Source organism: Clostridium sp. BSD9I1 (genome assembly GCF_900185645.1).
Taxonomy (GTDB): Bacteria; Bacillota; Clostridia; order Clostridiales; family Clostridiaceae; genus Clostridium_AK.
In genome coordinates, this window is the sequence record NZ_FYAM01000023.1 from 278,375 (window position 1) to 291,970 (window position 13,596).

Below are 13,596 nucleotides of genomic sequence, written 5' to 3' on the forward strand. Positions count from 1 at the left end.
TACAGGGACATTAAAATGTTTAGTTTAGTTCCCTGTTTTTCTATATAGTAGAAGAAAAATTTGGTATAATATATTTAAAGTTATTTGAAAATAATTAGTGAGCTTATAATTAAGGAGAGTGAAAACTTTATGGAAAAACATAATGATGAAATTTCTATGAAAGACATGATGGGAGAAATAGAAAGATCAATGAAGAAGCTTAAGGAGGGTGACATAGTAAAAGGTAAGGTTATTTCAGTTACTAATGATGAGGTCTTGGTAAATATAGGATATATGTCAGATGGAATAATACCAAGAAATGAAGTATCTAATGAAGAGATAAACTTAAAAGAAATAATTAAACCTGATGATGAAATATATGTATCTATAATTAAGTTAAATGACGGGGAAGGTAATGTATTACTTTCTAAGAAAAATGCTGATGTTATAAAATCATGGGATAATTTAGAACAGACATTTAAAAATAGGGATATATTTAATATAAAAACAAAAGAAGTAGTAAAAGGAGGAATTATAGGTTACATAAGCGGCATAAGATGTTTTATACCAGCGTCTCAGTTATCTATGAATTATGTAGAAGATTTAAACTTGTATAATAACAAGGAATTAGAAGTTAAGTTAATAGAATTTGATAAACACAAGGGAAAAGTAGTTGCTTCGGCAAAGGAAGTGCAAATGGAAAAAAGGGAAAAACAAAAGCAAGAATTATTAAATTCACTTCAAAAGGGTGAAAAGAGAACAGGTAAAGTAGTTAGACTTGCAAAATTTGGAGCTTTTGTAGAACTAGGAGGAGTACAAGGATTAATACATCTTTCTGATTTATCCTGGAAAAGAGTTAATGACCCATCAGAGGTTGTTTCAGTAGGAGACACTGTAGAGGTATATGTATTGGATTTTGATAAGGAAAAAGAAAGAATTTCATTAGGTTTAAAGGATATAAAATCTGATCCATGGAATGAAGTATTAAATAAGCTTAAAGAAGGAGATATAGTACAAGGAACAGTGGTAAAATTTATGGACTTTGGAGCATTTGTAGAAGTGATAGATGGAATTGAAGGTCTTGTACATATTAGTGAGATATCAGATGATAGGATACTAAAGCCTTCTGACGTATTAAAAATTGGAGATACAGTAAAAGTTAAAGTACTTGAAATATCTAGTGAGAATAAAAGAATATCTTTAAGCATAAAATCAGCATCAACGAATATAGAAGAGGATTTAGAAAAATACAATGATAAAACTGAAGGATTTACATTAGCAGATGTATTTAAAGATAAATTAAAAGATTGGAATAAATAACTTACATTATTAATAAATGAATAGCTAAGAACTAGGCATATTTAATTTTAATTAATTAAAATTAAATATGCCTAGTTCTTAGCTATTTTTTAATTAATAATTAAAAAACTTAGAGTTTTAAATATAGCTTATAGAAGGAACATTGCAAATATTGTAGTAGCTATAAGACCTATGGCAACAGGTTTCAAATTTCTTCTTGCTAGCTCAAATGGATCTATTTTACATATTGCAGCAACAGGTAAGATTGCCCAAGGAATTATTGTTCCTCCACCAACCCATATTGCGCCTAACTGACCTAAGGCAGTTAAAGTAGCGGTGCTTTTACCTAACGCAATACCAAATATCTTAGCTACAGAACCAGCCAGAGATATTCCAGAGAATCCAGAACCATCAAGTCCAGTAATTATACCAACTGAAGTTAATGTTACAGCTCCAACAGGTGCATTGACGGGAACAGTATTTGCCAGTGCTAGTCCTAAATCATTTACTAAACCTGTTGAAGATTTTGGTAAAACCTCACCAAATATTTTTATAAATCCTGCGTCACCTAAATAAAAGAAAGCTGCTATAGGAATAACAGGACCAAATACTTTAAATCCAAATAATAAGCCTTCAACTATATAAGATATCATATGGGAGGAAGCATCTTTTTTAACTACATATATGGTAATTATAGTCATAACTACCAGCGCAGTACCACCTATCAATGCACTAGCATCGCCTCCCTGTAAATTGAGCTTATACATAAGATAAATATCAAGAGCAAACATAATGCTAACGAATACAGCAAATATCTTTTTAGTACTTGATGTTAACAATTTTTCAAATTCCATATCTTCTTTTTCTGTATGCTTGAAGTCTTCTTCTGTTAATACTAGGCTTCCATTCTTCATATCCCTTCTTAAAAATACAAAAGAGAGTATAGTTGTTAAAACACCCATAAATATTACAAGTGGAATGGATGCAGATATTACATCTCCAACTGGAATGCCGGCACCACCTGCAGTCAGCTTAGGGGCACCTTGTATTACAAAATCTCCAGAAAGTGCAACGCCATGACCAAAAATATTCATTGCTATTGCGGCTCCAATAGCAGGTAGCCCTGCTTTAACTGCGGCAGGAACAAGTATTGCTCCAATAAGAGCTACGGCAGGAGAAGGCCAAAAGAATAGGGATATTATCATCATAAATATACCTATTATCCAGTATGCTAATGTTGGTGTCTTCATTAGTTTTGTAAAAGGATAAGCCATAGCTTCGTTTATTCCTGTTTTTGTAAGTATTATTCCCATAGCTGTAATTGCGGCTATTACCAAAATTATATCAAGTAGCTGCCCTATAGCATATACAAAGCTGTTAAATACTCCTGTTATAGAAGATGCTAATGAACCTGTAGCTATAAAACCAAGAGCAAATATACCTGCAATACAAATTAAGGTAATATCTTTCTTTAGAATCATGAATAGAAATATTAAGAGAATTAAAATAAGATAGACGTAGTGAAGTGCACCTAATTGAACTATCATAAAAGCCTCCTATTATAATAAAACTACTAATAATTAAAAATATGATTTTAAACAGTGAATTGTGCATGTTTCACAGATATAAAGCATATATATATTTTTTTTTTATTTAGAAGATAAAGAACCTTTTTTAAAAAAAACCATATAGTGATATTAGAAATGCAAAAGAGGAAAAATGGATTACTTAAAGAGTAAAAGGAGGTGTAATTTATGATAGATATTCTAGGAGTAGTAGGTTTCTTTGGAACTTCAGTAATTACTGTAATAACAACAAGTGATGTTTTCCCAATAGCAAGAGGAGAAATAATACCAGCTCAAAGCTCAGCAACACTTTTAGCAATAAGATTAGTAGAACCTTATGATTGTTTTGGACCAGGAGCTACAGTTTACTTCGCAGGAAGCCAAATAGTAGCATTAGGATAACAAATCAAATTTAAGTGGATTTAGAGTCAAATGGCTCTAAATCCTTTAAATAAAATGCAGTTGTAGGTGGAGTTAATACATTATATGGAGAAGTGGTAAAAGGCTTTGATAATATATTAATTTTAAAGGTTAGAGACATACTTACTCATGTAGATGGCGAATATATAGTGAGCTTTTTTAAAATTATACTTAAAATATTTTATAGCACAGAGAATGATAATTCTCTGTGCTTATTATTTTTTAAATAATAATTGTTAAAATATTTTCAAGGTTGTACAATATTACTATATAGTTTCCATATTAATGGGAAATTACTGATAACAAATTTAGTATAGTAATATTAAAGAAAAATTTTTAATGGGGGGAGAAAAGTAAAATGAAATTCATATGTGCTAAATGTAATAATGAATATCCATTAAATACACTTAAATATAAATGTGACTGTGGTGGATTGTTTAATATTAAAAAAGATAAAGAAGAAAAAGTGAAAATAAATTTATCACTAGGAGAAGTAAAAACTCCAATTGTAAAAAGAAATATATATGGAATAGATATGTTTTTAAAAATGGATTATTTAATGCCGTCCGGGTCATTCAAGGACAGAGGAGCTATAACTTTAGTAAATAAAATAAAGGAAATGGGAATAGAAGAAATAGTGGAGGATTCATCAGGAAATGCAGGGGCAGCTATTGCAGCTTATGCAGCAGCTGCAGGAATAAAGTGTAATATCTATCTGCCTGAAAACACATCACAAGGGAAAATAAAGCAGATAGAGGCTTATGGTGCAAGTATAGTAAAGATTCCTGGGATGAGGGATGATACTTCAAGAGCTATAAAGATAGCAGCTGAAAAATATTATTATGCTTCTCATGTATATAATCCATTATTTTTTGAAGGAACTAAATCCATGGCATATGAAATATATGACGAAATAGGAATACCAGATTATTTGTTTGTACCAACAGGAAATGGTACTATGTTTTTAGGTGCTTATTATGGATTCAAGGAGATAGGGAAACTTCCAAGACTTATTGCAATACAAAGTGAAAATTGTGCACCTATTTATAATAAGTACAATAATTTAGAAGAGGTATGTCCAAAGGAAACTTTAGCAGAAGGAATTGCTATAGGTACACCTATGAGAATTGATGAGATCATAAAAGGAATAGAAGAAAGCAATGGAGATATTATAACCGTATCAGATAATGAAGTAAAAGAGGCAAAGGAAGTATTATCTCATATGGGAATGTATGTAGAATATACTTCAGCAGCTACTTTAGCAGGAGTAAATAAATATTTTAAAGATAATATAAATAAGGATTTTAAAATAGTTGTACCACTTACTGGAACAGGATTAAAGAAATAATTTATTATGCCCAAAATATAAAGTTTAATTTTTTAAAAATACAATATAACAAAACCCCGTGAACATTTTTTAAAGTTGTTCATGGGGTTTTGTTATATAAAATAGAAGTCTTTTATAATACATAAAATACAATTATTAGTCTAATAATACTTATGTAAAACTTATATTTACTATTAAGGAGGAAAAAGAAATGGCAAAGACTAAAACAATGGATGGAAACCAAGCAGCGGCTTATGCATCCTATGCGTTTACAGAAGTTGCTGCAGTATATCCAATTACTCCATCAACTCCTATGGCAGAAGGTGTTGATGAATGGTCTGCAGAAGGTAAAAAAAATATATTTGGCCAACAAGTTAGGGTTGTTGAAATGGAATCTGAGGCAGGTGCATCAGGTTCGGTTCATGGGTCCCTTGCAGCAGGAGCTTTAACTACTACATATACAGCATCCCAAGGGCTTTTACTTATGATACCTAATCTTTATAAAATAGCGGGAGAGTTGTTACCTGGAGTATTCCATGTAAGTGCAAGAGCAATAGCAACTCATGCACTATCCATATTTGGAGATCATCAAGACGTAATGGCTTGTAGGCAAACAGGCGTTGTAATGCTTGCGTCTTCAAATGTTCAAGAATCAATGGATTTAGGATTTGTTTCTCACTTAGCAGCCATAAAATCAAGCTTACCTTTCATGCACTTTTTTGATGGATTTAGAACATCTCATGAATATCAAAAGATCGAAGTGATAGATTATGAAGATATAGCTAAAATTGTAGATTACAATGCAATTAATGAGTTTAGAAATAGATCATTAAATCCTCAGCGACCTAGCTTAAGAGGAACTGCTGAAAATCCTGATATATATTTCCAAGGTAGAGAAGTTTCAAATAAATTTTATCAAGCAGTGCCAGATATAGTAGAAAACTATATGCAGGAAATAAAGAAGATAACTGGCAGAGAATATCATCCATTTGATTATTATGGAGCAAAGGATGCAAAATATGTTATAGTGGCAATGGGCTCAGTATGTGACACTATAGAAGAAACTGTAGATTATTTAATAGATAAGGGAGAAAAGGTAGGAGCAATAAAAGTACACTTATATAGACCATTTTGCGAAAATTATTTCCTAAAAGTTCTGCCAGAAACAGTAGAAAAAATAGCTGTTCTAGATAGAACAAAAGAGCCAGGAGCTACAGCTGAACCACTATACTTAGATGTTTCAAATGTATTTTATTCAAAGGATAAAAAACCTGTGGTGGTTGGAGGAAGATATGGATTAGGATCAAAGGATACTAGACCATCACAAATAATTTCAGTATTTAATAACTTAAAAGAAAATAATCCTAAGGATCATTTTACTATTGGAATAAATGATGATATAACAAACACATCCCTTCCAGAAGTAAGTGCAATAGATACTACTCCAGAAGGGACTATAAGCTGCAAATTCTGGGGACTTGGTTCTGACGGAACTGTTGGAGCAAACAAGAGTGCAGTTAAGATTATAGGAGATAAGACCAATTTATATGCTCAAGCATATTTTTCATATGATAGTAAAAAATCAGGAGGAACCACCGTATCTCACTTGAGATTTGGAAAGAAGCCTATTAAATCTCCATACTTAGTATATAATTCCGATTATGTTGCATGTCATAATAAATCATTTATATACAATTATGATTTATTAAAGGGCTTAAAAAAGGGTGGAGTTTTTGTACTAAATTGTGCATGGAAAGCAGAAGAATTAGATGAAAAACTACCAAGCTACTTGAAGAGATATGTGGCTGAAAATAATATCGATTTCTATACAATTGATGCAATAGGCATTGCTAGAAGTATAGGACTTGGCGGAAGAATTAATATGATAATGCAAGCTGCATTCTTTAAGCTAGCAAATGTAATACCAGTAGAAGATGCTGTGAAATATCTTAAAGAGTCTATTCAAAAACTTTACGGTAAAAAAGGTGAGAAAATTGTTACAATGAATCAAGCAGCAGTAGACGAAGGAATTAAAGGACTTACAAAAGTAGCTGTACCAGATTCATGGAAGAACATAGAAATAAAACAACAAACAGCCAATGAAAAGGATGTACCTGAATTTGTTAAAAATATTCAAATTCCTATGGCAAGACAAGAGGGTGATGAGCTGCCAGTAAGTGCTTTTGTTGGGATGGAAGATGGTTCATTCCCACTTGGAACTACTGCTTATGAAAAGAGAGGAATAGCAGTAATGGTTCCAGAATGGCAAATTGACAAATGTATACAATGTAACCAATGCTCATATATATGTCCTCATGCTACAGTAAGACCATTTCTACTTACTGGGGATGATTTAAAGGAAGCACCAGATACCTTTAAGGCAAAGAAAGCAATAGGAAAAGGATTAGAAAATTATCAATATAGAATTCAAGTTGCACCACTAGATTGTACTGGATGTGGAAACTGTGCAGATATATGTCCAGCACCAGGTAAAGCTTTAATAATGAAACCAGCAGAACAGGAAATTGAAATGGAAGAAACTAATTGGGAATTTGCTGCTTCATTATATGAAAAGTCAAATATACAAGAAAAAGAAGATGTAATGGATGCTTACACAGTAAAAGGCAGTCAGTTTAAAAAGCCATTACTAGAATTTAACGGAGCATGTCCAGGATGCGGAGAAACACCTTATGTTAGACTTATAACCCAGTTATATGGTGATAGAATGATGATTGCCAACGCTACAGGGTGTTCATCAATCTGGGGTGGAAGTGCACCTTCAGTACCATACACAACCAATCATAAGGGTTATGGACCAGCTTGGGGAAATTCATTATTTGAAGATAATGCTGAATATGGATTTGGAATGTATTTAGGAATTAAACATATAAGAGAAAGAATAGCTGAGCTTATGCAAGAAGCTATAACACAAGATATAGGAGGAAATCTAAAAAAATATTTTGAAGAATGGCTTCAATACATGAATAATGGTGAAAAATCAAAAGAAATTTCTGAAAGCATAATAAAAGAACTTAAGATTTGTAATTTAGCTGAAAATAAAATTTTAAAAGAAATTGCTGAAAAACAAGATTACTTAATTAAAAAGTCTCAATGGATAATAGGAGGAGATGGTTGGGCTTATGATATAGGTTACAACGGAGTTGATCACGTATTATCTACTGGAGAAGATGTAAATGTTTTAGTTTTAGATACAGAAGTTTACTCAAATACTGGAGGACAAATGTCAAAAGCTTCACGCCCTGGTGCTGTAGCAAAGCTTGCAGCTGCAGGTAAGGAAACAAGAAAGAAAGACTTAGGATTAATGGCAATGACCTATGGGAATGTATATGTAGCTCAAATATCTATGGGTGCTAACATGAATCAAACATTAAAAGTAATAAAAGAAGCAGAAGAATATGACGGACCATCCTTAATTATAGCTTATGCTCCATGTATAAACCATGGAATAAAGACTGGTATGGGAAGCAGTATAGCAGAAGAAAAGAAAGCAGTGACATCGGGATATTGGCACTTATATAGATATAATCCAATGCTTAAAGAAGAGGGCAAAAATCCATTTATGTTAGAATCTAAAGAGCCAGAAGAATCATACCAAGACTTTATAAAGGGAGAAATAAGATATACATCACTTATGAATATATTCCCAGATAAAGCAGAAAAACTTTTTGCAGATTCTGAAAAACAAGCAAAAGAAAAATATAAATTGTACAAAAAATTATCAGAAATACTATAAATTAAATAAAAGAGGATGCCTTAATAAAACAAGGCATCCTTTTTTAAAATATATTTTATTTTTGATTTGAATCTACCCATTCCTTAGCATTAAATACTTCAGTATCACTTGGTACTGATACTTGAGATACAGGTTTTAGATATTCTATATTAGCCCAAGCAGCAGTATCGTGTTGTTCAATAGGTGTTTTCTTAGAATTAGCATTAACTTTTATACTATCTGTTTTGTTCATAATATCACTCCTATTCGATATAATATATTTTCAAGTCTATTATTAGCAATAGCATAAAAGGTTATACAAATATAATGAAAGTGATGATTGTATAGTTATGGTAGCTTTTTCTTAAAGGATTTGTATACATAATAAATATTATGTAAATTTAAAAACTGTAAACTAAATATTTTAAAATATAACTAACAACAAAGGGAAAATATAAGCAAAATAAGATATAATATAAATATAAATCTTAATAAATATTAAATTAACTTGAAAAATAAGGAGAGAAATATATTAATGAGAAGAGAATATATTGAATATTTACCTGAACTACCTTTAAAGGTATCTAAAGTAAATATTGAAGAATATCCTATACATTGGCATGATTCTATAGAGATATTGTTTGTACTTAAGGGTAAGATAAGGGTTTCTATAGAATCTGGGACCTATGAAGTAGAAGAAGGAGAAATTGAGATTATAAATTGTGATGAATCTCATAGTATAAAAAGTGAAGCATATAATGAAGTTTTAATGTTTAAAATAGATCCTAACTTTTTTGAAAAGTATATAAATGATATAAGAAATATTGCATTTTATACAAATTCTTCAGATGAAGGAGCACAAGAAGAAGAAAAGTATCATGAATTAAGAAAGTACTTATCTATAATTATTTGTGAGGTTATACAAAAACAGGATAAATATGAGGACTTTATTGAAGATACACTAGTTGAGCTGTTATACCATCTTATTAATAATTTTCATCAGTTGATTTATGAAAAGGAAGACTTAAAAGAAAATGAAGAGCAGTTTGAAAGATATGATAGAATAGTAAGATATATATATAATAACTATAAAAACAAGATAAGTCTTCAAGATATAGCAAAGAAGGAGTTTTTAAGTTCCTATTACTTATCACATGAAATAAAGAATACAGTAGGATATGGCTTTAAAGACTTTTTAAATTTAACAAGAGTAGAGGAATCTGTAAAGCTACTTTTGGACACAGATAAGAGTATTTCTGAAGTATCAGAGGAACTAGGATTTTCACATATAAGATACTTTAATAAACATTTTAAAAGACATTATAAATGTACACCTATGCAGTACAGAAAAAAGCATAAAGTAAACGATGATGTTTTAGATTCTATGAAAAAATATGAAGTATTGGATGTGAAAAATGCATTAGAATATCTTAGTATTTATCTTGAAGACTATGATAGGTTTAACTATGAAAATAGAATAATAAAGTTGAATATAGATGCATCCATAGATGGTGAAGAATTTAATCATACCTTTAGTGAGATAATAAGTGTTGGAAAGGCAAAAGAGCTTTTTAAAGAAAGGCAACGACAATTTTTAATAAATATACAAAAAGATATACAATTCAAATATGCAATGATATTTGAGCTTTTTACCGAAGACGCAGGAGTACTTTTAAATAATAAGAACTTTTTTAATTGGTATCAAGTAAAAAAAATTATAGAATTTCTACTATCTATTAATTTAAGACCCTTCATTATAATAGATGGAAGTTTAAAAGATGATTTTCTTATAAATCTTTTAGATAGCTTTATATCTTACTTCAGAGATGAACTGGGAGATTATGAACTTTCTAAATGGAAGGTATTTATAAAAAGGAGCCTAAATGAAGAATATGAAGTCAAAATCAGAGAACTTATAGGGAACTATTTTGAACTAGTTGATTATGACATAAAAGAACCTATAAATAATATGACTTATGATACTTGCTATATGATACCTTATATAATACATAACTCCATAACAGGAAATAATGTGTATTTTAAGGCTTTTGATAGCATAAGTCCTACAGAGGAAATTTCTAATGAACTTTTCTTTGGAGACAATGGACTTATAACTCAAGATGGAATCAAAAAACCTTCCTACTATGCTTATTATTTTCTTTCACGTATGGGGGATTATATAATACACAATGGGGAAGGATGTATAGTAACTAAAAAGGGAGAAGATATTCAAATTCTTCTTCATAGTTATGGAGAAGATATTGATAAGCTTATAGGAGTCGAAAGTATATTGAAAAGAAGAGGAATTAAGAGGACAGCAGAAAGAAAATTTTCACTTAACATAATAAACCTTTATCATGATTATACTTTAACTGAATACGAAATAAATGAAAAAGTAGGATCTGCATATGACTATTGGGTTAGCTTAGGCAAACCTAGTCGTATAAATGACGATGAAAGAGATGTAATGGATAATGCATCTTTTCCTAAAATATCTTTAAGATTTGCGAAAAAAAGTGCAATATATAATTTAGTACCCAAGGTACAAGGGTATGGAGCTATACTAATAATGCTCAAAAAAGTACAAAAGCATCTTTAATAAGATGCTTTTTGTGTTTATTTGGGCAAAACGAGAAAAGCCTAAGTAAGCAAAATAGTACTTAGTATTAAGCATTTAAGTGAATGTAAATAAACAAAAATTACAATATAATATATATATAAGCGTGATTATAATAAATAAAAAAGAAAAAAGTACTTAAAAGTACTTAAATAAAAAATAAAAATAAGCGTGTTAATTTAAATTACAAAAAGATTATACAATATAAAAATATGCATTTCAATAAAAAACGAAATTATTTTTATAGAAATTTTACATTGTATTAACAATAACGAAGGGTCGTGGGAATTTATTAAAATCTCAAAGACAATTAAATAATAATTTATAAACGAAAAGGAAAAGAAGGTGGAAATTATGGCAATTAATACAAAAGCTATTTCAAAAGAAACCAATGCTTTTGCGTTAGAAAATGTAAATAAAGTTCTTATAAAGTTTGCCATACCAGCCATAATATCCTTATTCGTTGCAGAGCTTTACAATATAGTGGATACTCTATTTGTGGGTAGAGCTATAGGAGCCGAAGCTATAGGAGCTTTAAGTATAGCGTTCCCAGTACAGCGTTTTATGATTTCTCTAGGACTTCTAATTGCGGTAGGAGCATCTACTGCAGTAGCAAGAAGTTTAGGGGAAGGTAATAAGGATAAATTGAAGTATATATTAGGAAATGCATTAACATTAATGTTAATCATTATTACATTTCTTACAATCTTTATATATTTATTTATGGATTCTATATTAATTAAACTTGGTACTACGAGTAATATTTTTCCTTATGCTAAGGATTATATAAGTATAGTAATTTTTGGTGGAATATTTCAATGTTTCACAGTTATTATAGGGTATATGCTTACATCGCTAGGAAACGCAAGAGCAAATCTTATAGCCACATCAATAGGAGCTTTATGCAATGTTATATTGGATATTATGCTAGTTATGGTATTTCCTCTAGGAATAAAGGGAGCAGCTATAGCAACAGTCATCTCCCAAGTAATATCAGCAATTTATGCATATTATAATTTTTCAAAGATTAAACAAGAATATAATATTTCTATGAATTTCAATTTAAATAAAGATATCATAGTAACAATAGTTGCAGTAGGATTTTCAACATTTATAATAGAGATATCTGATGCAGTAGTTTCAGTAATTTTAAATAATACACTTTCAGATTATGGTGATACAGCTATAATTGTGACAGGAGTTATATCTAAGGTATCTATGTTTATGTATATAACTATGCTTGGAATAACATCTGCAATGCAACCTATAGTAGCTTTTAACTATGGTGCAAAAAATTATGAAAGAGTAAAAGAAGTAGTAAGAAGGGCATCTAAAATAGCACATATAACAACTTTAGTAATGTGGGCAATTATGATGATATTTGCAAGTGAAATAATAAGTGGTTTTGTAAAGGAACAGGATATTTTAAAGAGTGCCGTAGGAGCATTTAGAATAATGATATCTATATTTCCAATTGTAGGAGTTTATTTTACAGCAATTTATTATTATCAAGCTATTGAAGAGTCAAAAGTTTCTCTAGTATTATCTATTTTTAGACAGCTATTAATATTCATACCTGTGGTACTCGTATGTGTAAGAATATTTGGAGTACTTGGAGTATGGCTTTCCTATCCTATATCAGATATGATTTCAGCAATCACAGGGTATATATATATGCAAAAGGGTATGAAGGCGTTAGATGAAATAGAAGAGCAAAAGGAAGTATCTTATGCAGCAGGTATTTATGGTAAAAACTTTAATAGAATAAGAAGTGTAGAAGCAAAATAGTTAAAATCCTAAGCTTAATGTTTATATGAGCTTAGGATTTTATTTATAGTAAATTTAACTAAATAAAGCATTGAAATTTAAAAATATTGTACATTATTGTAATTTAAACTTTTTTAGCATAATAAAATTAAATAAGCACAAAATATAGTATGTTAATCATATAAAGTATAATAAAAGGCTTGGGGGGATATACATGTTCTTTACTATAGAAGCCTATAAGGAGTTAACTCAAGAATGTATGGGCTACAGGTTAAATAAGGACGGTAATTGGTATCCACAAAAGTGTTTTGGTAAATGCAATACTGAACTTGATATGATATTTGAAAAGCATGAAGAAGCAAAAGGCTGGATAAAAGAACATGAAATAGTTATAAATAAAACCAATATAGATACAACTCTATCTAACTTCATTAGTACTAAAGAAGTATATATTTGTGAAGTAATGACTCATAGATTAACAAAACCTGAGCATCAATTTACAAAACAAGAATTAGTAGACGTGATATTGAGTGGAAATGATAGATATAATAACTCCTTAATTATCGATTTTAACGGTTATCCTAAATTAGTTAGGTGGATTAATAATGAGGATATAAGGTACACTCAAAATTATGCAGTAAGGTACGAGACATTTTCAGCAGATAAAGGCGAAGTGGGTGCTTCAAGCAATCTTTATTATATTGATCAAATATATGTAAGTTTACTTGAGGCCTGGCTTGAACATTTAAAGACAGGACGAAGTATTTATACAGATTACGCAGAAAACAAATTAAGTAGTGATGAAATACTTAATACTGTAAGTAAACTTCATATAGCTCTTTTTTAATATGGATTTAAATATAGTCAGGGAAATTTGTATAGAAATTTC

9 protein-coding genes are annotated in these 13,596 nt (G+C 30.1%); 7 read left to right on the forward strand and 2 right to left on the reverse strand.

The window, feature by feature from the left end:
* Positions 1-129: 129 nt before the first annotated feature.
* The gene (gene rpsA / locus BSD9I1_RS08785) at positions 130-1,299 is read left to right on the forward strand and encodes a 30S ribosomal protein S1 (protein ID WP_186430027.1); all 1,170 of its coding nucleotides are present in this window, start codon (positions 130-132) and stop codon (positions 1,297-1,299) included.
* A 128-nt stretch (positions 1,300-1,427) separates the two neighbouring features.
* Here rpsA and BSD9I1_RS08790 read toward each other — a convergent pair whose 3' ends face one another.
* Positions 1,428-2,825 (reverse strand): membrane protein, encoded by a 1,398-nt coding sequence (locus BSD9I1_RS08790; protein WP_035311941.1) that lies wholly within the window; start codon positions 2,823-2,825, stop codon positions 1,428-1,430.
* A 207-nt stretch (positions 2,826-3,032) separates the two neighbouring features.
* Here BSD9I1_RS08790 and BSD9I1_RS08795 point away from each other — a divergent pair, with 207 nt between their 5' ends.
* From BSD9I1_RS08795 to nifJ, 3 genes are all read left to right on the forward strand, one after another.
* The gene (locus tag BSD9I1_RS08795) at positions 3,033-3,245 is read left to right on the forward strand and encodes a hypothetical protein (RefSeq protein ID WP_035311939.1); all 213 of its coding nucleotides are present in this window, start codon (positions 3,033-3,035) and stop codon (positions 3,243-3,245) included.
* Between the two features lie 376 nt (positions 3,246-3,621).
* Positions 3,622-4,611: a pyridoxal-phosphate dependent enzyme gene (locus tag BSD9I1_RS08800; RefSeq protein WP_186430028.1), complete on the forward strand. Its 990-nt coding sequence runs from the start codon at positions 3,622-3,624 to the stop codon at positions 4,609-4,611.
* Between the two features lie 190 nt (positions 4,612-4,801).
* Complete coding sequence (nifJ, locus tag BSD9I1_RS08805) at positions 4,802-8,344, forward strand: pyruvate:ferredoxin (flavodoxin) oxidoreductase (protein ID WP_186430029.1); 3,543 nt, start codon at positions 4,802-4,804, stop codon at positions 8,342-8,344.
* Positions 8,345-8,399: 55 nt separating this feature from the next.
* On the opposite strand, the gene BSD9I1_RS08810 is transcribed toward nifJ, so the two are convergent.
* Positions 8,400-8,576 carry a DUF3787 domain-containing protein gene (locus BSD9I1_RS08810; RefSeq protein ID WP_081957330.1) on the reverse strand — a complete coding sequence of 59 codons (177 nt, stop codon included), beginning with the start codon at positions 8,574-8,576 and terminating at the stop codon, positions 8,400-8,402.
* Positions 8,577-8,858: 282 nt separating this feature from the next.
* On the opposite strand from BSD9I1_RS08810, the gene BSD9I1_RS08815 reads away from it, so the two are divergent.
* The 3 genes from BSD9I1_RS08815 (at position 8,859) to BSD9I1_RS18840 (ending at position 13,554) form a co-directional block, all read left to right on the forward strand.
* Positions 8,859-10,922, forward strand: coding sequence for a helix-turn-helix domain-containing protein (locus BSD9I1_RS08815; RefSeq protein ID WP_186430030.1), 2,064 nt, complete (start codon positions 8,859-8,861; stop codon positions 10,920-10,922).
* A 372-nt stretch (positions 10,923-11,294) separates the two neighbouring features.
* Complete coding sequence (locus tag BSD9I1_RS08820) at positions 11,295-12,728, forward strand: MATE family efflux transporter (RefSeq protein WP_242966446.1); 1,434 nt, start codon at positions 11,295-11,297, stop codon at positions 12,726-12,728.
* 193 nt (positions 12,729-12,921) lie between these two features.
* Positions 12,922-13,554 (forward strand): hypothetical protein, encoded by a 633-nt coding sequence (locus BSD9I1_RS18840; protein WP_207653898.1) that lies wholly within the window; start codon positions 12,922-12,924, stop codon positions 13,552-13,554.
* Positions 13,555-13,596 lie beyond the last annotated feature (42 nt).

Bases quoted from the DNA above. Each gene is read 5' to 3' on its own strand.
- rpsA (WP_186430027.1), top strand. From the start codon at position 130: ATGGAAAAACATAATGATGAAATTTCTATGAAAGACATGATGGGAGAA.
- BSD9I1_RS08790 (WP_035311941.1), bottom strand. From the start codon at position 2,825: ATGATAGTTCAATTAGGTGCACTTCACTACGTCTATCTTATTTTAATT.
- BSD9I1_RS08795 (WP_035311939.1), top strand. From the start codon at position 3,033: ATGATAGATATTCTAGGAGTAGTAGGTTTCTTTGGAACTTCAGTAATT.
- BSD9I1_RS08800 (WP_186430028.1), top strand. From the start codon at position 3,622: ATGAAATTCATATGTGCTAAATGTAATAATGAATATCCATTAAATACA.
- nifJ (WP_186430029.1), top strand. From the start codon at position 4,802: ATGGCAAAGACTAAAACAATGGATGGAAACCAAGCAGCGGCTTATGCA.
- BSD9I1_RS08810 (WP_081957330.1), bottom strand. From the start codon at position 8,576: ATGAACAAAACAGATAGTATAAAAGTTAATGCTAATTCTAAGAAAACA.
- BSD9I1_RS08815 (WP_186430030.1), top strand. From the start codon at position 8,859: ATGAGAAGAGAATATATTGAATATTTACCTGAACTACCTTTAAAGGTA.
- BSD9I1_RS08820 (WP_242966446.1), top strand. From the start codon at position 11,295: ATGGCAATTAATACAAAAGCTATTTCAAAAGAAACCAATGCTTTTGCG.
- BSD9I1_RS18840 (WP_207653898.1), top strand. From the start codon at position 12,922: ATGTTCTTTACTATAGAAGCCTATAAGGAGTTAACTCAAGAATGTATG.